At 59.9% G+C, this 20,449-nt stretch carries 16 protein-coding genes; 9 read left to right on the top strand and 7 right to left on the bottom strand.

Going from position 1 to position 20,449, the window contains the following annotated elements; all coding sequences use genetic code 11:
• Positions 1-11 precede the first annotated feature (11 nt).
• The 5 genes from OPU71_RS16975 (at position 12) to OPU71_RS16995 (ending at position 9,605) form a co-directional block, all read left to right on the top strand.
• Positions 12-1,478 carry an FG-GAP repeat domain-containing protein gene (locus tag OPU71_RS16975; protein WP_267729248.1) on the top strand — a complete coding sequence of 489 codons (1,467 nt, stop codon included), beginning with the start codon at positions 12-14 and terminating at the stop codon, positions 1,476-1,478.
• A gap of 33 nt (positions 1,479-1,511) precedes the next feature.
• Positions 1,512-4,151: a PD-(D/E)XK nuclease family protein gene (locus OPU71_RS16980; RefSeq protein ID WP_267729249.1), complete on the top strand. Its 2,640-nt coding sequence runs from the start codon at positions 1,512-1,514 to the stop codon at positions 4,149-4,151.
• A complete protein-coding gene (locus OPU71_RS16985; RefSeq protein ID WP_267729250.1) occupies positions 4,148-7,321 on the top strand; it encodes a UvrD-helicase domain-containing protein in 3,174 nt (1,057 codons plus the stop codon). The genes OPU71_RS16980 and OPU71_RS16985 overlap by 4 nt, the downstream gene beginning before the upstream one ends.
• A 324-nt stretch (positions 7,322-7,645) precedes the next feature.
• Complete coding sequence (locus OPU71_RS16990; protein WP_267729251.1) at positions 7,646-8,377, top strand: helix-turn-helix transcriptional regulator; 732 nt, start codon at positions 7,646-7,648, stop codon at positions 8,375-8,377.
• A gap of 115 nt (positions 8,378-8,492) precedes the next feature.
• Positions 8,493-9,605 carry a hypothetical protein gene (locus OPU71_RS16995; protein ID WP_267729252.1) on the top strand — a complete coding sequence of 371 codons (1,113 nt, stop codon included), beginning with the start codon at positions 8,493-8,495 and terminating at the stop codon, positions 9,603-9,605.
• Positions 9,606-9,947: 342 nt separating this feature from the next.
• On the opposite strand, the gene OPU71_RS17000 is transcribed toward OPU71_RS16995, so the two are convergent.
• The 5 genes from OPU71_RS17000 to OPU71_RS17020 form a co-directional block, all read right to left on the bottom strand.
• Positions 9,948-10,250, bottom strand: coding sequence for a hypothetical protein (locus OPU71_RS17000; protein WP_267729253.1), 303 nt, complete (start codon positions 10,248-10,250; stop codon positions 9,948-9,950).
• Positions 10,251-10,342: 92 nt separating this feature from the next.
• Complete coding sequence (locus tag OPU71_RS17005) at positions 10,343-10,798, bottom strand: hypothetical protein (protein WP_267729254.1); 456 nt, start codon at positions 10,796-10,798, stop codon at positions 10,343-10,345.
• 123 nt (positions 10,799-10,921) lie between these two features.
• On the bottom strand, positions 10,922-11,968 hold the full coding sequence (locus tag OPU71_RS17010) for a helix-turn-helix transcriptional regulator (protein WP_267729255.1): 1,047 nt from the start codon (positions 11,966-11,968) through the stop codon (positions 10,922-10,924).
• A gap of 85 nt (positions 11,969-12,053) precedes the next feature.
• Entirely contained in the window at positions 12,054-12,605 is a 552-nt protein-coding gene (locus OPU71_RS17015; RefSeq protein WP_267729256.1) for a hypothetical protein, read from the bottom strand.
• Positions 12,606-12,731: 126 nt separating this feature from the next.
• Positions 12,732-12,899: a hypothetical protein gene (locus OPU71_RS17020; protein ID WP_267729257.1), complete on the bottom strand. Its 168-nt coding sequence runs from the start codon at positions 12,897-12,899 to the stop codon at positions 12,732-12,734.
• Positions 12,900-13,261: 362 nt separating this feature from the next.
• On the opposite strand from OPU71_RS17020, the gene OPU71_RS17025 reads away from it, so the two are divergent.
• The 3 genes from OPU71_RS17025 to OPU71_RS17035 are packed head-to-tail and all read left to right on the top strand — an operon-like array spanning position 13,262 to position 15,630.
• Complete coding sequence (locus tag OPU71_RS17025; RefSeq protein WP_267729258.1) at positions 13,262-14,107, top strand: metallophosphoesterase; 846 nt, start codon at positions 13,262-13,264, stop codon at positions 14,105-14,107.
• A gap of 9 nt (positions 14,108-14,116) precedes the next feature.
• The gene (locus OPU71_RS17030; protein WP_267729259.1) at positions 14,117-15,391 is read left to right on the top strand and encodes a hypothetical protein; all 1,275 of its coding nucleotides are present in this window, start codon (positions 14,117-14,119) and stop codon (positions 15,389-15,391) included.
• A 53-nt stretch (positions 15,392-15,444) separates the two neighbouring features.
• Positions 15,445-15,630, top strand: coding sequence for a hypothetical protein (locus OPU71_RS17035; RefSeq protein ID WP_267729260.1), 186 nt, complete (start codon positions 15,445-15,447; stop codon positions 15,628-15,630).
• Between the two features lie 315 nt (positions 15,631-15,945).
• Here the strand turns inward: OPU71_RS17035 and OPU71_RS17040 are convergent, their stop codons facing one another.
• Positions 15,946-16,302 (bottom strand): hypothetical protein, encoded by a 357-nt coding sequence (locus OPU71_RS17040; protein WP_267729261.1) that lies wholly within the window; start codon positions 16,300-16,302, stop codon positions 15,946-15,948.
• A gap of 70 nt (positions 16,303-16,372) precedes the next feature.
• Entirely contained in the window at positions 16,373-17,185 is an 813-nt protein-coding gene (locus OPU71_RS17045) for a Sir2 family NAD-dependent protein deacetylase (RefSeq protein ID WP_267729262.1), read from the bottom strand.
• A gap of 326 nt (positions 17,186-17,511) precedes the next feature.
• On the opposite strand from OPU71_RS17045, the gene OPU71_RS17050 reads away from it, so the two are divergent.
• Complete coding sequence (locus OPU71_RS17050) at positions 17,512-19,680, top strand: AAA family ATPase (protein ID WP_267729263.1); 2,169 nt, start codon at positions 17,512-17,514, stop codon at positions 19,678-19,680.
• The last annotated feature ends 769 nt before the right edge of the window (positions 19,681-20,449 follow it).

The following is a 20,449-nucleotide window of genomic DNA, read 5'->3' on the forward strand; positions in this document are numbered from 1 at the left end:
GGAGAATCGCCATGACAACAACAAGCACACGCCATGACAAGGCGCCGCGCCAGAACCTTGTGCGGTGGTTTCCGCTGTTCAGCCTTGCGTCGCTGGTGGCTTGTGGTGGTGGCGGCGGCAGCGCCCCGCCTGCGACGCCGGCCCCGACCGTGACGCTATCGCTCGGCGCATCGAAGGTTGCGCCTGGTACTCAGACGACTCTGACCTGGAGCAGCACCAACGCCACTGCGTGCGCCGGACTGGCGGGACTAGGTGGTGCGCTGGCCACATCTGGGAGTGTCAGCGTCACTGCAGGTGCGGAAGGCGGCGTTCAGTCCTATGTGCTGCGCTGCGATGGTGCCGGCGGTAGCGCGTCGGCCAGCGCGGATCTGACGGTACCGCGGCCCGCCACGGGCTCTTCCTACGCCAATCGTCAGCGCGCGGGCGACCCATTTGCCGGCATGAGCCGACCAGTACAAAACGCCAGCTTCCCGGGTACCTTTGCGGACTTCTTTCAGGAGGGCAGTTGGTCGTTTGTGAATGCAACCCTGGAGTACGATGCCCAGAAACCGATCGGGGAGGCAAAACCCGGCCATGTGCACTTCTGGCGCCTGGTTAATGGCGTCTGGCAGGACCGCACCAGCGATCTTCTCAGCGACACCACCGGCTGCCTGCATCCGCGAAAGTTGATCGTGGCCGACTTCAATGGCGACGGGCGTCCCGACGTATTCCTTGCCTGCCACGGCTACGACGCGGTGCCATACCCCGGCGAGCCAGCTCGGATCTTGCTCAGCCGCGCCGATGGGCGTTACGACAACGCCTTGCTGCCCTTCTCCGGCTACTTCCACGGCGCCACCGCCGCGGATCTGGACGGCGACGACAAGCCCGACATCATCGTCGCTGATACCCATTACGGCCGGCCCTATGCGCTGATGAACCAGGGCAGCGGCACGTTTACGCAAGACCTCACGCGAGTACCCGCGACGCTGCAAGACAAAGGCGGCATCTACAGTGTCGAGTTGATCGACGCCGGGCGTGGCGTACCGGATCTGTTCGTGGGTTCCGGCACGCCGCCCGGTTCTGACCCGGCCAACCCTACGGCTTCTTGGGCCTTGCCGAACGGGTACCTGCGCAATGACGGGTCCGGACACTTCACCGATCCCGTCATCGCACTGCCCAACAGCCCCGGCGCAACGGGCATCGTCTATGGCTTGGCGCTTGACTTCGTGATGCGCGATGGCTGGCTCTACTACCACCAGATCAACAACACCTGGGGGGCCGCTGACCCGTTCTACAACAATGTCATCGCCCGCAAGGTGCGCTTGAGTGACATGCAAGAGAGCATCCTCTACGAGCACCGCGGGCCCTATTCCGACGGTGGAACCTGGTTCCCGTGGATCACGGTGACCGACACGCAGGTCAAAGGTAACTGTGACTGGTGGATTGGCGACGCAAGCAAGGTGTCCACAAGCTCCTGCGGCGTATCCTTCCCTCGCTGACAAACGGGATCACATGACCTGCAAGGGCAAGACATGAAGATTCGACTGGGGTTAGCGCTGGACGGCGCCAGCCACCTCGCACCGGGCAACCGCCTCGGCGAATGGACCACAGGCCCGCAGGGCCTGCTGGCGCAGCTGGAACTGGAACTCGGCCTCGCAACGCCGTCGGTCAGCCACACTTCGCGCGTCATGCGTTACGCGCACGCGCTGGAGCAAGCAGACGACGGGCAGCGCTTCTATTCCGAGTCATTCAGGGTTGATCCGCTCGGCGTTGCGAACACCCTAGTCCATTGGCGAGACGACTTGATCGAGGCCGGTTGGTCGGGCGACGTCGCCCCCGGTGACGGCCAACGCCTTGCCGATCTGAGCGCGGTCGAGGATTGCGCTGCCGGCGCAGTGCCGGCAGGCATCGGCGAACGCCTCGCTGCGGTGGAACGAGCCTTGGCACAGCACCCGACACAGATCGAATCGCTCGAACTGTTCGAGCCCCTCGACGCCTACTCATGGCGCTGGCAAAGCGTCTTGCAGCATTTCAAGATCGTCCTGCACCAACCCGCTTTCTCCTCCAGCAGCGACAGCGATCTCGGGCGGCTTCAAGCGAGCATGCGACGGATGCTCGACGCGCATCAGGCCGAATCGATGAAGGGCGAGCACCGAACCCCGGATGGCGGCGTAAGGCTGGTGAGGATGAAGTCGGCGGTACGGGAGGCGCGCGCGATCGTTACCTACGCCCAGTCAGCCAAGCACGCGCTCATCGTTGCACCACAGGGGAGCAGCGAGTTGGCCCAAGCCTGCGAAGCGGCAGGCCTGCCGCCACCCGCATGGCGATCACGCAGCCCTGCCCGGCCTGCGCTGCAGCTCTTGCCCCTCGCACTGCAGATCTGCTGGGCACCACTCGATGTCACCGCCCTGCTCGGTTTCCTTGAACACCCCTTGGCCCCGCTGGAAAAGCGCATCGCATCCCGCCTGGCTGCTTGCGTGGGCGAAACACCCGGCATGGGGAGCTCCGCGTGGGAGGCGGCGATCGATCGGGCGCTGCAGCAAGCTACACCCGAAGAACACCTCGCGATCCGGGACGCCATTGCGTTCTGGCTCTACGGCGAACGCTATCAATCCAAACCGGGCATCGCCGTGCAAACGCTGACGACACGCGCGACACGCCTCGCCGAGAGTCTGCGCAAGCGGGCCTATGCAGCCACAGAGACGTCCGAGCAGTTGGCAATTCAGGCGGCGGTGGTGCAGTGCCTCGACTTTGTAAAGGGACTCTCGCTGCTTGAATCCGGCGCCAGCCACCTGAACGCCATCCAGATCCAGCAGTTGCTCGACTTGGCCTCGGCAGCGGCGCCCGACAGCAGCGAATCCGCCCGACTCGGACACACGCCGGTGGCGACTCATCCCGCGTCGGTCGTGGAGGAACACGACACCGTGATCTGGTGGTCCGCCGGTCCCCCCGCGACGATCTCTTTGCCGCCATGGACGCCCAGCGAACAGGCCGCCTTGCGCGCGCGGGGCATCCACTTGACTTCAGTCGACGCGCAACTCGCGCGGCAGGCAGCCGACTGGATCCGCCCGGTGCTAGCCGCGCGCAAACAACTGGTCCTCGTGCTGCCAGCGGAAGGCGAAGAAGTGCACCCGGTCGTCCAGATGGCGCTGCATGCCCTCCCGGCCTTGCAGGAAATCTCGATCGATGCACTCTTTGAATCCCATCCCGAGCAGCGCGCGCCGGTTACATCACGTCCACTGCCGCCACTGATGCGCTGGTGGCAACTACCGCCAGGCATCAAGATCCCCAAACGCGAGACGGAGTCTCACTCCAGCGTCTCGACCCTGATCGATAGTCCCTACCAATGGGTTCTCAACTACGTTGCCAAGCTCCGCGACGGTTCGCTCAGATCGATCCCCGATCCGAGCACGCTGTTCGGGCTGTTGCTGCATCGGCTCTCCGAAGAACTCTTTGCCGACCCGAATTGGGCATCCCTCGGACGCAAGCGTGATGCGCTGGCCCAGTGGATTAACGACACACTGGATCGCCTGATCGATCAGGAAGGCGCCGTCTTGCGTATGCCGGGTCGTCACCTTGAGCTGACCAAATTGCGGCAGTACGCGCTCAAAGCCATGCCAGAGTTGCTTGAGCAATTTGCCAAAGCCAAGGTTTGCCACGTCGAAACCGAGGCAAAGGTGACCGGCCGCTTTTGCGGCGGCAACTTGATGGGTTACGTTGATCTGCTGGTAGAGAACAAGAAAGAGGAGCGCGCGATCGTTGACCTCAAATTCAGTGGAAAGCGCCACGAAGAGGCGCTGGCCAAGAACACGCATCTTCAGCTGACGATGTACGCCAAGTTGCTTGGCCAAGGGGGCTATCTGCCAACGGCGTACTACATCCTGTCGCGCGCCGACCTGATCAGCCAGAGCAAAGACTACTTTCCTGGCGCTCGCGTCGTTCAGAACAAGACGGACGAAAACGCCGCACAACTCTGGAACCGGTTCGAAGTCAGCTGGAAACAGCGGCGTGCGAAACTCGATGAAGGGCTCATCGAAGTGGTCACGGTAGCAACCAGCGAAGACGAGGACGGGACCGCCCCCCCGGACGACGACGGGGGCCTCCCGCCCAAGAAACCAGACGATACCTACAACCGCTATCTGCGGCTCGCCGGCTGGGGAGAGAACGCATGAGCGCGCAGATCGAATTCATCAGCGCTGGCGCCGGCAGCGGCAAGACCTATACGCTGACCGAGATGCTCTTCAAGCGGCTGACTGATGACGGCATCCGGCCCCAAGCAGTCATCGCCACCACGTTTACGCGCAAGGCAGCGGCTGAACTGCGCGAGCGGGTCCGCGCCAGCCTGATCGGCAAGGGCCAGTTCGCATTGGCCAACCAGATGAGCCTCGCCCGAATCGGCACCGTAAACAGCGTCTGCGGCCAGCTCGTGCAGCGCTTCGCGTTCGAGCTCGGACTGCCGCCCGAACTGGAGGTCATCGAGGAATCGGATGCGCAGACCCTGCTCCGCGAAACCATCGACGCGACGCTAGACGCGGACATCGCGAACGAGATGGCCTCGCTCGCCGCGCGACTGGGCGTCGAAGATTGGCACAGCGAACTGCGCGCGCTGCTCGACAAGGTACGCACCAACAACATTGCCCCGGCTGCGCTGCCGACCATGGCCGGCGAGAGCATCGAGACGCTATTGGCGCACTTTCCGAAGCCACGCACCAAGGACTTGGAGACCCGTTTGGGTCAGCAGATTGAAGGAGCGTTGCAGGCAATCGTAGCCGCACAGAAGCAGAAGTACACAGCCACCACGGCCGGCTACGAGACCCTGCTTCGAGCGGCCAGCAGGGATCTCAAGGCAGATCGTCTGAAATGGAGCGATTGGGTCAAGCTCAGCAAAGCCAAGGCAGCGGCTGCCTTGCGGGACGAATTCGAGGCTGTGCAGGCGCTCGCCGCTCAGTACGCATCGCACCCAGCGCTGCAAGACGGCATCAGATGCTGGACGCAGCAGATATTCGCGCTCGCCGCAGACATCCTGTCGAGCTACGCGGAAGCCAAACGCGCCAGACGTGTCATCGACTTCGTCGACCAGGAGCGCCTGCTGCTTGAAGCGCTGGAGCGACCGGAGGTAGCCGAAGCATTGGGCCAGGAAATCGATCTGTTGATGGTCGACGAATTCCAGGACACCAGCCCGCTACAGCTCGCCTTGTTTGCACGACTGGCAGGTCTGGCCAAGCGCACGGTCTGGGTCGGCGATCTCAAGCAGGCCATTTACGGCTTCCGCGGGAGCGATGTGGCACTGATGCAGTCCGTGCTTAAGGCGCTCCCGGCCTTGGGCGCCACACAGTCCGTGCTACCCCGGTCTTACCGGTCGCGACCCGAACTCGTAGCCCTGGTCAATGAGGTTTTTACGCCGGCGTTCTCGTCGACGCTCACCGAGGAACAGGTCAAGCTCGAGCCGGCACGCGCCGCTCAGCTCAAGAACGAAGCCTTCGAGTGGTGGCACCTCGAGGGCAGCAACGTCGAGACCTACACCGATTCGCTCGCGCGGGGTGTCGCAGACCTGTTGGCGCGCGCCCCCAACGTGGTCGACAAGGCGACGAACAAACCCCGCCCCATGCATTGTGGCGACCTCGCGATCCTGGCCCGCACCAATGTCAGCGTGAAGATGATCGCGGATGCGCTGTCAGCTCTTGGCGTTCCGGTTGCGGTGGCGCAGAGCGGGCTGCTCGCCACACCCGAGGCCTCACTCGCCTGGGCCTGCCTGCGACGACTCAACGATCCGGCAGACACCTTGGCGAGCGCGGAGATCATCTCGCTGACAGAGTGCCCGCCGGGTGACGCCTTGCTTGCACAACGCCTGACCGCGTTGAAGGCTGATCCGGAGAACGCCCATCGCTGGCGCGAAGCCGGAGACGACGCGAACCCGGTGCTCGCAGCACTTGCCGCCATGCGCCGGCAAGCCCGCTACGAACGCTCGCCCGCGGAAACGCTCGCACAGATCATCACGACCTGCGACCTGCCGCGCTACGTGCAACAGTGGCGCCCGGATGCCGAGCGTGGCGAGCGACGCCTGGCGAACCTCGCCTCGCTGCAAACCATCGCAAACGACTACGAAACCAGCTGCCACAGCCGTCGCATCGCGCCCACCCTACCCGGTCTGTTGCTGCACCTCGATGCCCTGGTCGCGTCAGAAGAGGACACACAGTCCGAGCACGGCGGCAATGCCGTGCGCGTGCTCACGCATCACGCCGCCAAGGGCCTGGAGTGGGCTGCAGTGATCTGCACCGACCTGCACCACGAAGTGCGCTCATCGCCGTGGGGGCTTTCGGTGCAGAACGATCAGGCTACCTGTTTCGAGAACCCTCTTGCCGGGCGTTCGCTGCGCTATTGGATCTGGCCATTCGGTGATCAGCGATCAGGCATCGCGGTGGCGGACCAAATCGAGCAGGCTTGTGGCGGCCCTTTCGCTGAGGCTGCCGCCGAGGAAGCCAAGCGCCTGCTCTATGTCTCGATGACGCGCGCGCGTGATTTGCTGATCTTTGCCGTTCCCACGAAGCATAAGGTCCGACCGTGGCTTGAGACCCTCCAGGCCAATTGGCTCATGCCTCGCGACGATGGCACACTTGGCCTGCCGCTCGCAGCTGACGGTTCGGCGATCAGAAGTGCGGTCCGCATATTCGACCGCGAAAAGGATGCCACGCCCTTCGCACGGCCAACCTCAACACCGCCGATCTGGTTCGCACAACACCCGCCGGCCACCGAAGCGCTGCCCGCGTTCGTGAGCCCTTCTTCCCAGACCACAGGAGCGGATCACGCCACGCTTCAGTTGACGGTGCAGCCGTATGGCCAAGCCATTCAGGTGCTTGGCTCCCCGGATATGGCTACCCTGGGCGAAGCCCTGCACGCTACCATCGCTCATCTGTGTGTGAGCCAGGCCGCATGGCGCGAACCCGATGCGGTGCGGGCCCTTCTCGAACGCTGGAACGTCGCGCATGCACTCAATGCCAGCGCGGTCATCACAGGTATCGCCAGTCTGCAGCAAGCAATCACGGAACGATGGGCGCCAGATGCCTTGATGGTCGAAGTACCCGTCGAATCATTGCTTCCCAATGGTCAGGTCATGCGAGGCCGCATCGACATGCTGCTGCGCAACAAGAGCGGTTGGATCCTGATCGACCACAAGAGCAACCGGGTACGCAGCGGCAATTGGCCGGAAGAAGCGACCGAATACGCCGGACAACTGGCCGCCTACGCCGAGGCGATCGAGCGCGCGACCGGCGCCCCCGTCATCGCTCGCGTCATCAATTTCTTCACGGCACAGGTGCTCGTCATCGACGGCACCGCTCACTAAGGACACGACTCGACCACTGCCATGCCGCAATCACCAACCACCAAGCAGGACCAAGGCGGAAAAATGCGCCAGACGATGCAACGTCACTGGTGCATGCTCAGATTGGTACCTCGCGCGCCGCAGAAGATCACCGCAGGCGAGCTATGCCGGCGCCTCGCCAGCGAGAGCTTCATCGTGACCGAGCGAACCATACAGCGCGATCTGGTTGAGCTTTCCGCCCTATTCCCTCTGATATCGGATGAGCGCGAGAAACCCTTCGGGTGGAGTTGGAAGGCTGATGCCCCGCGGCTTGATCTGCCCGGCCTGGACCCCGCCGAGGCTCTGATGATGGTGATGGTGGAGCAGCACCTCAAACACGTGCTGCCCCCCGCTACCGTCAAACGCCTCAAGTCTCACTTCGATCTCGCCCGAGATGCGTTGAGCAAGTTGCCCGATCAGCGCTCCAACCGTGCTTGGCTGAGCAAGGTTCGGGTCATCTCACCCGTTCAAAGGCTCAAGGCCCCGACCATCAAGGCGGACGTACAGGAAGCCGTGTTCTCAGCGCTGCTCAACGAACGCCAACTGGAGGTGAAGTTCAGGCAACGCAATGCCGAGCGTGATTCAGAGGGCGTCGTGCACCCGCTCGCCATCGTCCAGCGCGGTGCAGTCACCTACCTGATCTGTACCTTCTACACGTATAGCGATTTCCGGCTGCTGACCTTGCACCGCATTCAGCGCGCCAAGGTGCTCGACGAGCCCGCCAACCGACCGGCCAATTTCTCCGTCGACCAATTGATCAACAAGGGCTTGCTTGGCTTTGGCGACGCGGAACCGATCCAACTCGTTGCGGAGTTCTACGACGGCGCAGGCGAGCACCTCTTCGAAACCCCAATCAGCCCCGATCAAGAACTCGAAAGACCAGACATCAACACGGTCCGTCTCAAAGCGCCGGTTCAACTTACAAATGAACTTCGGTGGTGGCTGCTTGGGTTTGGCTCGCGCGTTCAAGTTCTCGAACCGAAGAAACTTCGCGAATCCATCGCCTCGGAGGTCGCTCAAGCTTCAGAACGCTATTGACGCAATGTGAAGTGAATGCGCGGAATGTGCGTAACACGCCAGCATTCCCTCACCGTCTACAAGGCAGCTGAACCACTAAACCGTATCTCAGATGCCAGAAAACGATAAGATATCAATGAGAACCAACACAATGACAGTCTCCGCTCTACTCGACAACAATTGGATCCCACCAAAAGGCGATGACATATCAAAATGGCGCCCTCTCCCGGACACACATCCTGACTGGTTTCCCGCAGCGTCCAATATTGAACCATTCGACGAAATCCGAAAAGCAAGGGCGTGTGACGGTGCTAATCGCGAGAAAATTCTGAGCAATGATTGCATCTCGACGTTAGAACGTTGGTGGAGCGAAACACCAGAGTTGCCGAAGTCAGAAAACCCCATACTTCACGGCAGACACTTTCACTGCTATCCACATAGCGCCCACAGGTCTTTTGACGACTGGACCAACCACGCCAACTGCAACACCCCGGGATCCTGGTGGTGCCACAGCATCAAGAACGCCGCCGCGCATTACTCTTGGACTACATACGCCGGCGGAACGTTTGAACAACTAGCGATCGCACTGCAAAGCGCGATTTCACAAAACAGCCAGCGTTTGGCCCAAGAGTGTTGCCTGAGAATTTTGGATTGGGGCGGAGTTCTCCACCGCTCCCCGAAGACAAGATCATGGATTAACAGAACCTATTCCTGCGGCACCTTGATACAAGACATCAAGGACGCGACGGCGCTGCTGTGCCCGAGTTCGAACGCACCATTGATCAAGTTTGGACAGAATCCGGGGCAATACCCAATGAACGCGGGCAGCACGAAAATCTTCTCAGCCGCCGCGCTGGACTTTTCTAGTGGCTTTCTTAACCCAAAGCAGGACGTACTCATCTTTGACGGGAGAGTTGGCGCCGCCTTGGGCCTTATCACCCGACGGCTCTTCCACCCAAATCCAGTTGCCGCTCCGTTCCGTTTCCCCCGAGGGGTGGAGTCGAAGCGGGACCCGTCCAGGCCGGGCAGCAAGTTTCCGGCCATGAGCGCACCGACAATTAATGATCAAATCAGGGCTACGTTCGCTCGCACAGCATCGAAAGCGATTCAGGAAACATTTGACAACTTCGGCCCATCTACTGAATTCGCTTTAGCAGAGAAAGCGTTGTTCATGCTTGGCTACGACGTAACCCAGCACTGCGGCCACTGTCAACAGGCCACGGCTCCCACAGCTACGCACCTGACATAGCGTGCAGCGATCGGTCGTTCACAACCAACGCGAGGAGCCTGACGATGACTGACTTCCGGGGAGGAAGCCTTGACGAATGCTTAGCCGCGGGGGCCCTGTGACCGAAGTCAGTCGCGCCGGTAGAAACGCACTGAGGCGCTGCGCCTCGATCCATTGTCGTTACCTGGTACCGCGCTGAACCAAGTCGACATCGATGGTAGAAAACCGCTCTGCGCCCGACATGCAATAAGCCCGCTGACCAATTTGGAGGAGCACGATGCATCCATCAACACGAAAAGCAAAGTCGGCCTAAGCGCAGGCCCTCAACGATACTCGATCGAACGGGAGCGCATTCGATACTTGCTAACCATCCTGCAAGAGGCGGACGCCTTTGCAGTAGTTGCCAGTATCTGGACAACGAAGGCGACGCTCGATCACGAAGAACCCCGTCGCAACGAGGGCACTCAAGACAAGGTTTTCAGCCTGCTTTGTATCTCTGTGGCGGGAAAATCGCTGCCGAAGCCAGTAATCCAGTGACTGCGGCTTTGTGTGCGCCGCAAAGTCACACATCTGCTGCCCCTGGATGATGTAATCACGCCCCGACGACGCGATATAAGCAATCAGGGCTCGCTCATCAAACTGTTGACCGCTCGGGAGGGAGATCATTCTCATCCTTCTCTTTAATGATTTGCAGATAACTCGACTCACGCCGCGACAGACCAGGTTCGTAACACCGGCAGCGAATGGTTCGAGACGATTCACTTGTTGTTTCCCCCTCGCTTTCCAAATGCAGGCCTCAGCCGGTCTGAAATATCATCCTCGATAATTTGGAGGACACCATCCGCAACGTCGTATTGAAGAACGGTAACCTTGTACTTTCCGGAAAACCAATGACTCAGGTGCAATGCGTATGTGCCTTTGTGTCCCTGCCCCTTGTGCTGCTCGATTCGCTTTCTAACTCCAGTTGTTGACGACCCCACGTACATGACTTTTGATGGCGAATTCAGCTTAGCGCAGGCTCGCGCCTTCTTATCTTTGTAGCGCGAAAACTCCGAGAAAGTTCGCTCTGGATCACCATCTACCTCCTCAAATACATAGACAGCCTTATCAATTCCATCCAAGACCGACAGGTCGTCGGCAATAACGATCTCTTGGATCGGCTTAGCCTCTTTGGCGTCCTGGCATCTTGCAATTAGATCTTCGATATAAGTCATTTACTGATAACCGATATGTGAGACAGCCCTACACCTTAGTAGGAGCAACGAGGAGCTTGAGGATCCGTATTGAGCCACGTTCTGGTTGATAGCAGATCAAAGAATACGGCGCGCTGCGCGCGTCTAGCGAGATACAGAATCTGTGTACGCCTTCAATATCGCCTGTGCCTCCGCCCGCATCTCTTCACGCAAATCTTGCGGCGCCTCGACAACGGCACGCGGCCCGTAAGCACGTAACCAGGTCACAAGATCTGTCGTTTTCTGCACCTTGGCTCTGATCCGCACCCAACCGTTTCCCAAAAGTTCAGAGCTCCCAACCATATCGCGCAAGGGGGACTCGATCAAGTTAACCGCCGCAACCTCATCAACGCGCAGAACAAGCTCAATTACTTTCGCATTGCTTTCGGTCCCGCCGTTGTTGAACCACCCCTCTGCATCCTTATCAGCCAAGGACAAGTCAGGACATATCTCGCTCGCATTGGGTGCGACCCGAATGGCAGATTCGATGCGATGCATGGCATACCAACGCGGAGAAGCCGATTCGTTAGGGTTTCCAGGAATCTTCGACGCAACCAGATAGAGCAAATCGTTCTTCATCATCAAGCCCTGAGGCCATATCCTGCGCCGCTCGGACTCCGGATCCATGCGGCTCTTATAGGAAATCTCCAGCACTTCATTGCCACTTCTTAGGGCATCGTAAACAGCCCTTTGAACATTCATATCAACAGAGGGCTGATTGCGAGCCGGCCCAGGACGTTTTATGAGAATTTTGCTGCTCCAAGTCCGATTCACTTGATCGAGAACTTGAGCTGATTTCTTCAGCAATGGCTCCAATGCCTCCAGAGTCGAAGCGGGGAGGAACTGCTGCATGTAGCGCATGACCAGCGAGAGCGCGATCGCCATGTCCGATGTCAGAAAATTCAGACCGATCGGCGATCCCGCTTTCCAGTGCCACCCCTGCGGCTTCGCTCCGTCTGAAATCAGCTCATTCGGATACATCTTCTGCAGGCGCTCAAGCTGACGCTGGACTTTACGGATAACTGCGGGGTCCGCCCTATTTCCACCCAACGCAGTAACCAACGACGTCACTGAAGCATTTCGGCCAACAGGGATCAATTGCGCCAGCCGGAACAAATCCAGAATTACTTTTGAGCTTGATGCGGCAGGCATTCACTCCCCTTTCATTTACAACGGCGTCATCACTGCGTTGAAAGAAAATCTGCTTCTCAGCAGATCATGAGATAGAAAATCCGAGTCAAGGCGTACGGTGTTGCCAAAGTATGAAATCGACCTTTTTGAGCGGAGTAAACCTCTGCGGATTAGCCACTCTCTGGTCAAACTCGTTGAGGAAGAGAGCTCCCTCGGGAGAAGCCAGGAAATGCGCGTACCAACGCTCCATGGCCGCGTATGCTTCTTTTGCCAGAGCCAGCTTGTTCTTGTTCGCATAACTGGGCGCCGTCAAGTCTGTGTTTCTCAGAACATGCACGTCCCAGACCGGCTTGGCCGGATCGATCGTAGCTACTAACTTGCTCGCAAAGGATGGCTCGTAGCGCCCCGTGACTTTGTAAATCTCGTCAAGGACCTCGCCAAACTCTGGATTCTGCCCTTTTAGCCGCTGCATCAGACTGTAGTAGTGGTGATACCACGCCACAGGCCGTCGTTGAACTCGATAGAAAGCATTGTACTGGCGCTGAAAGTCGGCATCCTCGGACACATCAACCCGATCCACCATATCCATCAACTTCACGTATTTCAAAATCCCATCCTGGGCCTTCTCAATTGCAGCGTCAATCTCTGCCAGTATCATGATTGCCTTTCTTGTATAGAAGAACGAAAACGCTCTCGCTCGCCAACGGCGACTCACACCCCGACAGGGAAACACCCCAGCACCGGGCGCCACTCACCGCTATCAACTGGACAGCAATGCGCGACGTCAGACCGGACCTTCATCCACCGCGGATGAGACACTTTGGTGCTCGGGATGCATCTGCCGTGCTTGGGCAACAGCTGCAGCGCGATTGGTCGCCAGAACCTTGACGACGATCTGCGGGTTGCTGCCCTTACCCGAGGTACGGTTGAGTTTCACAAGCCAGCTATTCATTTCGGTCTCCATACCAGTCGAAGCGAGATTCGATAGAACCCTGTGCCGGAAGACCCCAGCCATTCCGGCAGACGTCATGCTGCTCTTACGTCGCGACATCTTACGTCGCATTGACGCGCGATCTAGCGGAGCGGCGGTTCACCGCTGACGCAGTGTTGGCCCCGTCGGATCCCATACGACACCGAACGAAAGCTCAAGCACTCCTCAGTGTCAGTAACAAGCTGGGCGCGCGGAGCACGGTATGGTCTCTGGCAGACCAACGGTGCGCTCCGTGGCGCCAGGCCACGCCACATCACCAGCCCAATCACCCCGCGCTCCGCAACGCGACGCGTTCTGTCGCATTGTTCAGCGACAATCAGAGCATGAAGCCAGCGCCATCCAAGCTCCTTACCAACCTGAACCTCTGCCCTACTTCGTTGCATGCAAATGAAACCGGGCGCGACATCGTCATTGGCGATCTGCACGGCGAGCTGTCGTCACTTGACCGGCTACTCGAAGTCCTTCGTTTCGATCCCAGTTGTGACCGAGTCATTGCCGTGGGTGATCTTTGCGATCACGGCACGCGTTCGATTGACGCGCTCGCCCTGTTGGACCGCCCCTGGTTCTTCTCAGTTATGGGCAATCACGAGTTGATGCTGCTGGACAGGCTCAATCGCGCGCGGCGCTGCGCTGGCGAGGGTGATCACGGACTAGGTCGCTTTCTTGAAGCGATCCGGGCCGAATGTCATGGTGCAGGCGGTTCCTGGCAGCTTGAATGGCTGGAGGCCTCCGCAAGACAGAGTGAACCTGCATCCATCGAGCGCAAGCTCAGAACCCTACCGTTCGCACTAAGGATTCATGGCTGCGATTTCACGGACTCGGTGATCCATGCGGAGCTCACACCCCGACTCGAACGATGGCTGATGGCAGACGCAGACGATGACGACAGGCTGCTTTCGCAACTCGATCTGGTTCACGGCCTGACAAGCCGAATAGCCGCCGCGAAGGCCAAGCAGTCCGGAGAGCCAATCCTTCCAAATGACCGCGTTGCGCCAATGCCTGAGACATCCGGCATGACCCTCTGCGGTCACACACCCATGCCTTGCGCGATGAAAGACGGGGCGAGCATCTTTATCGACACCGGCAACGGACGGCGCGACGTTGCGTACGCACGCCTATCGGCATTTATCTGCCAGGAGCGTCGCGTGGTTACCGCATTTCCTTCATGACGAAACCCCATGCCGACAAATTCCCACACCGCACTGACCGCAATCAGGCAAATCCAGGATTGGCTCGGATACGGCGCAGCATGGCCGGACGATGATTGCGTTGGCTCGATGCCCAGATTCCGGCGGGCCTACCTCGGCGCAAAACCTTATGGGGAGTTGCTCGTTGAGGTCGCTGCCGACTCGTGTACATCGGGTGGACGCGTTGCATGGCACCTACAACATGAAACCGTCGTCCACGGGCTATCAGATCTTGCCGGCATCCCGCGCTACCTTGAAGAGCTGGGCGACTGTTTCCGGCAGCGCGTACCGCCGCAAACGCCCATGCTGCCCGACCCCGCGCGCAATTTCGCACTGCCAGGAGAGATCGCAGAACTTGTTGAGCGCATCTTGAAACTGGCTCCGCGATGGAAACACTGGGTAGAGCCATTTGGCGGTGATCAACATGCCGTCTATTTTGGCCGCCCACCGTCGTTTGGCAGCCCCCGCATTCAGGCATGGCTGGTCTTTGACGCAGCCGGAGCCGTAGCCTCGATTGGTGAGGTCCTCGGAGGTCAGTCGCTCACGCACACGCGACCGACGGTGGAAAGTATGTCGGCCTGGGTCAAAGGCGTCGAAATGACGCACCGAGCGATGGAGCAGGCGGCCAACGAAGCACCGCAGAGCGCTCCTACTCCTAGCACCTTGACGACCCACCCGCGGACGATGAGCCATGACGCATCAACGACCCCTGCGCCCCACACCGCGGCAGCCTTAGCTCCGTCTCCACTGCGTGCTCACGAGCGAAGCGCCGTCGCCAAATTCGCACGTGCATCGAGCGAGCGGTTTCTGCTCGTGAGGTTCGACTCGCGCAACGATGCCGAACACTTGCTTGACGAAGCTGTGCAGGCTTATCGACGCACTCGGTACTTGGAGTCTGCACAAATTGCCGAAGTCTTGGTGCTCGGCAAAGGGGGCTCCTTGCGCCAGGCGGCAGCACGGGAAGCTTTTGCAATGATGCAATGCGAAAAACAAGGCCCACCGGATCTTCTTGTGGTCTTCGACTTAGAAGACTTGTTTGCCACTCAGTCTGGCTCACGCCCTTTTGTGTTGAGCGCCATGATGCAAGGCATGAAGCTGGCTGCTGGCATCAACCACATCCACACCGTGGCGGCCCTGACTCGGGAGGTTGTTGCGAAGAGCGAGACGTCGCGTGGTCAGCTGCTCACGCGCGATCTTCGTGGCCTTGCTAGAGCAAGGTGCAACCATGAGTGGCGCTGCACCGTGGTCAATGGCAAGCGCCATTGATCCTCGCACGCAGAGGAACCTTCGGCCACCTTTAGGAAGGATCCGATACAAAAATGAGCGACGACGAGCAGTTGCCACCCTGGTTGCCGATTGCAATCGGCGTCCGCCTCATCCGCGTCGCCTCAGCCTTAGGCGCCTTGCACTGGATTCAAGCGATCACGAAGCACACGACGATCGGCCGCACCATCAATGTCCTCCACTCGCTCTCCGAATTTGATGACCTGGATGAACTGCTGTAACACACGCCGAGCAACCCACTGCAGCACGTTGTCGCCCTACCCATGCATCGCAGAGAAGACCAGCGGTTGCCGATGCCATCAATACTTCATTGAGATTCAAGCCTGGGCGCAGATCGGCCAACGACGAGCTCGGATCCATATTCCGAACGAATTCAAACAATTTGGATGCTCTCGGAGCATGCGACGCACGCAACGGCACCCGAAACCGATGTATCCGTTCGACAGACCAGCCGGATGAAACCCGCGGGCGCAATCGGCAATGCTCCCGTTCGCGATGCCTAGATGGCATCACCACGCTCACAGACAAAGACTCGCCTAATCGCGCAAGTCGACGTAGCGCGTTGCCGCTCGTTCGTTGAATGACGCGTCCTCATCGACTCTCACCGATAGTGCCTGCGCCAACACGACCAATGCCCGCGTGCGGTCATCCCCGCCGGAGTATCGAAACCGCAACGAGCCAAACTTCTCCTTGATCTGCCGTACCTCAACCGGCGGCATGTTCTCATGCTCGACGCTCCAGGCAATGCACTCGCAAAGGGCATCAAGGATCGCGAACCAGCCATCGCCGCAGCAGCATCCGCGCTGCATCGCGGACTCGGTATCGATCCACGTTTCGCGATGAAACAGCGACGGGTAGGCGGCGTAGAGCCGTGATTCGAGTTCAGGGGTCATGACCGGGCAGGAAGATGATGAACGGGTTTACGCCTCGCGCCTCAGCACTGCGGCTCAACGCATCAATTAGTTATCGCTCATCGAATGGCGCTGAAGCAAGAACACGGCAGAGCGATATCAGGGTTCTGTGTATGCCGCCCGCGGGCGACTTGGCAGCCAATCCCTCTGGCCAAGGGGTCCCGCCGGCGTGTTTATCCAGAAGCGCTTCCAAGCTGCCGATCTCAAGAAATGCTCGAGATTCGGGCGTCTGCCAATTGAGTCCATTGGCCAACACGTCAAGCGTGGCGCGCCCTCCAACCATGGGCGTCGAGAGGTAGGACTCGCCGATCTGCACTAGCAGCGTTGCCTGCTCAAGTCTTTCCTGCCACAACGTGGATGCCTCAGCGTGTGTGTTCTGACCGAACATGCTGACGTCTGGCCAAGCCGCGCCCCCACATTCGGGGCAGCGTGTCATTGCTTCGGGGCTCGAGTCAGCGCCCAACGAGAGACCACAAACGACGCAGCGTCGCTCAGCCACCCTTCCAGACAGGTAGAGCACGTTCGTCAATCCGCTTGTATCGGCGAGGTGATCAACGCAAGCAGTGGCAAACGTCATCGCGCCTTGCGACTGAAGCCAGCGAAGGGTGCGATAGGACGTTGCATCACGAACTTTCTGCAGCAATGCAAGCCGCCAGTTGAACCACCGCCGAAGCAGCTGGGCATGCGCCGCGTTTGTAAACGGGTTGAAGCGAACCGGCGGGCCAGACCAAACACCGCTTGCAATATCACGGAAGTGCACTGCCCCGGCTTCAACCGAGAACGCCTCCGAAATCCACACGCAGACTGCAGTGCCACGTAACGCAAGCCCGATTTGATTGACGACAGCGATTTCTCGGCGATCCATAAGCCCACACTCCGGAAAGAGGTGAGTTTGCGAATCGACTGCGACATTCTGCGTCGCACCGCGAGACGGCGCTCAATAATCGTCCGCACCAGCCCAAGCAAATGCACTTGAGCGGCTCTGACCGGCGAAATGGGAACTGCCCAAAGCCGCCCAAGGGCGCCGTCGGCGGCAAGGGCGACCCACGCGGCAGGCCCCAAGCCGTTGATTCTCGGCCCCCTGCGACAGCGGGCGTCGCATCGACACAGGAGCCATCCTCACGCTGCTGCGACGTCAGTTGTCGCACCCCGGACGCATCATGGTTGGGTCACAACGCGATCCATTGGTCCATGCGCGCACCCACCCTTCGCTTCCGAAACAGCCATGCGCCACGCAATGCGAAGCGCACTACCTGCGGCCCCACGCTCGAACGATATCGCCCGCTTCTGGGCGTTTGGGCTCTCGACCTCGGCTTGGTCTATCGCGCACACGAGAACCTGGATTCTGATGTCGTCACGAGCCTTGAGTTCGCGCAGATCACCGGTCTGAGCCTGGACGCGCCGAGCTTCGAGGACGACGACTACGGTACTGCGCGCTGGCGCCAACGGCACGTCCGCCAACGCACGAAGGCCTTGTCGAAAGCACGCAAGCAACTTATGGCGACGCCAGTCGATGAGGCGCTGCCGCTGCTGCGCAACGTCGCCATGCTTGCGAAGCTCCTTCGGCTGACTACGGCCGAACAGTTCCTGCTGAGCTTTGCAGCCGCAGTGTCACAAGTTCCTGCATTCAGGGAATTGCTCGCCCTGTTCGACAAAGAGGAGACAACGGACGGATTCGCCGCCGTGATGCGCCATCTGAGCGGGATGCCTGCGCGCGCCTTCAAAGCAGCCCTTCTTCCCGAGGCAACACTGGTCGCTGGGGGCGTGCTGGAAGTGAGCGCATCGAACAGATCAGGCGTTGACGACAGGATCAACCTGCTCGAAGAACTCGGCACGGTGCTACTGGATGACCATCCCGACGCGAGCGCTCTGCGGTCGCGCATCGTTCGCCCGACAAGTGGAACCGCCCTCCGCGCGGCGGACTACATTCACCTCGCACGCGATCTGGAGTTGGGTGCCGCGGCGGTGACAGCCGGCATCGAGGGCCGTCATTGCGGCGTTAATGTGCTGCTGCATGGAGATTCGGGCACGGGCAAGATGGAACTGGCCAAGGTGCTTGCCAAGGCCTGCGACGCAGAGCTCTACGAGATCGCCCTGAGCAAACCGGATGGGAGCGTCGTGCGTGGCGCGGAGCGGCTCCGCGCTTACCGCCTGAGCCAACGCCTTCTGCGCAAGGCGGAGCGCGCAGTCCTGCTGTTCGACGAGGTTGACGGCCTCTTTGCCGAGCGGTCTCAATCGTTTCTGAACTTCCTGGACGGCGAGGACGAGGGCCCTCACCTTCCAGAAAATGACCTGTGGCAGCAACTCCTTGAAGAAAGTGCAGTGCCCGCCATTTGGGTCACAGAGCGTGCTGCAGGCATTGACGCCAGTCTGCTCAGGGCTTTCGATCTCGCGATCGCGGTGCCAAAGCCGCCAAGGCAGGTTCGCAAGCAACTCGCATCTCAGCACCTTGGCCATCTTGGTGACGATGCCTGGTTCAGCGCTTTGGCCGAGCACCCCAGTCTTACCGCTGCACAGTTCCAGCACGCTGCGCGCCTTGCCGCCATGGTTGGCGGCCCGCGCGAACGCCAACGCGAAGCGGCCCTCGACAGTCTCGTGCGTAGCGCAGCCCTGCTGGGACACGCACGCCCTGCCGCGTCACCGCGCCAGGTTCTGCCCTATGACCTGCAGTATCTGAACACCAGCGTACCTATTGAACCGCTGCTCGATGCACTGACGCGCTACCGTACCGCGAGCCTTTGCCTGTATGGACCGCCAGGAACCGGAAAGTCGGAACTGGGCAGGCAGCTTGCCGAACGCACCGGACGCCCGCTTCTCGTCAAACGGGCGTCGGACATCCTGAGCAAATGGGTCGGTGAAGCGGAACGGAACATCGCTGCGATGTTCGAGGAAGCCCAACAGGAGAACGCCGTGCTGCTGCTGGACGAAGCAGACAGCTTTCTCGCCAATCGCGCCGGCGCACACCGCAACTGGGAGGTCACCCAGGTGAACGAACTTCTGACACAGATGGAGCGCTTTGAGGGGATCTTCGTCTGCACGACGAACCGCATCGATCAGATGGATCCGGCTTCGCTACGGCGCTTCTCACACAAGATTCGCTTCGACCCGCTGACGGCGGATCAGGCCGTGCAGATCTTCCGGCAAACCGCCGCTCAAATGGGAATCAACGAAGCCGAAATGGCCCCACACCTCGCCGAGCTTCGTAGCCTACGCGGCCTCACCCCCGGCGATTTCGCAGTACTCGTTCGGCAAGCCCGCATGCGCGAGGATACGATCGATGCAGTGGAGATAATCCAAATCCTGCGAGACGAGCTCCGCATGCGTCCCGGCGCTGGGCAGCGAATGGGGTTCGTCGGTTGATGCGGCACGCTGCCCTAACCCAAACGGCGCCGGCTCATGCTGGCAGCGATCGAAAGCCTATTCTGTATGCGCATCCCGCTACTTCAGCAAACCGTCATGGTCGTTGGAACCTCGCTGTCGGAGGCTGCAGCGGCGACTTACGGGATGCTTCCCAAATTGCCATACAGAATAGGCACGGGATTCGCACGATGCTCGTCGACCACACAGAGAACGAGGAAACATTTCGTTTCCGCCCTGCCGCCACCCGAGTCCGCCCATATGAAACCTCAGGAGGCTCCTACGCCGTCCCGGCCCTTGCCGCTCAACACTTTGCCTGCCGTGGCGCCCTCGTGCGGCACAGTCTCGGCTACCCGCCAGAGACTCTGATACCCGCCAGTGTGCGTGGCGGAACCGTTTATGGCGCGGCTCGGCCTTACCACGCAACTGTCGCAGAGCAAAATCGCCTGCGAAGTGATAACGCTAATGCCCTTTGTCTTCGAGCAAGCGACACCCGATTCCGGCAAAAGGTTGAATCACTCCGAGGCATCAGTCGCCTCAAGACAGCCTCCATGTCGCCATACGTGTCAAGCGAAAACAAAACGGTTGATCGGGCCATCCTGTACTGTCAATTAGATGGGGTTCATGATTGCATGACATGGATCATCCGCAAATCGAGCGGTAGTGTCTGATGACCGCTAAAGGAACGCAGCATCTAGCAGGCCGATGCAAAACGCTGTGACGTCACGCCTGGCATGGCCGTTGCGATTCGGTTTTTCATGACTTCAGTCCT

The organism is Niveibacterium sp. 24ML (genome assembly GCF_026586805.1).
Classification (GTDB): Bacteria; Pseudomonadota; Gammaproteobacteria; order Burkholderiales; family Rhodocyclaceae; genus Niveibacterium.

Bases quoted from the DNA above. Each gene is read 5' to 3' on its own strand.
- OPU71_RS17000 (WP_267729253.1), bottom strand. From the start codon at position 10,250: ATGATCTCCCTCCCGAGCGGTCAACAGTTTGATGAGCGAGCCCTGATT.
- OPU71_RS16980 (WP_267729249.1), top strand. From the start codon at position 1,512: ATGAAGATTCGACTGGGGTTAGCGCTGGACGGCGCCAGCCACCTCGCA.
- OPU71_RS17050 (WP_267729263.1), top strand. From the start codon at position 17,512: ATGCGCGCACCCACCCTTCGCTTCCGAAACAGCCATGCGCCACGCAAT.
- OPU71_RS17025 (WP_267729258.1), top strand. From the start codon at position 13,262: ATGAAGCCAGCGCCATCCAAGCTCCTTACCAACCTGAACCTCTGCCCT.
- OPU71_RS17030 (WP_267729259.1), top strand. From the start codon at position 14,117: ATGCCGACAAATTCCCACACCGCACTGACCGCAATCAGGCAAATCCAG.
- OPU71_RS17020 (WP_267729257.1), bottom strand. From the start codon at position 12,899: ATGAATAGCTGGCTTGTGAAACTCAACCGTACCTCGGGTAAGGGCAGC.
- OPU71_RS17005 (WP_267729254.1), bottom strand. From the start codon at position 10,798: ATGACTTATATCGAAGATCTAATTGCAAGATGCCAGGACGCCAAAGAG.
- OPU71_RS16975 (WP_267729248.1), top strand. From the start codon at position 12: ATGACAACAACAAGCACACGCCATGACAAGGCGCCGCGCCAGAACCTT.
- OPU71_RS17040 (WP_267729261.1), bottom strand. From the start codon at position 16,302: ATGACCCCTGAACTCGAATCACGGCTCTACGCCGCCTACCCGTCGCTG.
- OPU71_RS17010 (WP_267729255.1), bottom strand. From the start codon at position 11,968: ATGCCTGCCGCATCAAGCTCAAAAGTAATTCTGGATTTGTTCCGGCTG.
- OPU71_RS17035 (WP_267729260.1), top strand. From the start codon at position 15,445: ATGAGCGACGACGAGCAGTTGCCACCCTGGTTGCCGATTGCAATCGGC.
- OPU71_RS16990 (WP_267729251.1), top strand. From the start codon at position 7,646: ATGATGGTGATGGTGGAGCAGCACCTCAAACACGTGCTGCCCCCCGCT.
- OPU71_RS17045 (WP_267729262.1), bottom strand. From the start codon at position 17,185: ATGGATCGCCGAGAAATCGCTGTCGTCAATCAAATCGGGCTTGCGTTA.
- OPU71_RS17015 (WP_267729256.1), bottom strand. From the start codon at position 12,605: ATGATACTGGCAGAGATTGACGCTGCAATTGAGAAGGCCCAGGATGGG.
- OPU71_RS16995 (WP_267729252.1), top strand. From the start codon at position 8,493: ATGAGAACCAACACAATGACAGTCTCCGCTCTACTCGACAACAATTGG.
- OPU71_RS16985 (WP_267729250.1), top strand. From the start codon at position 4,148: ATGAGCGCGCAGATCGAATTCATCAGCGCTGGCGCCGGCAGCGGCAAG.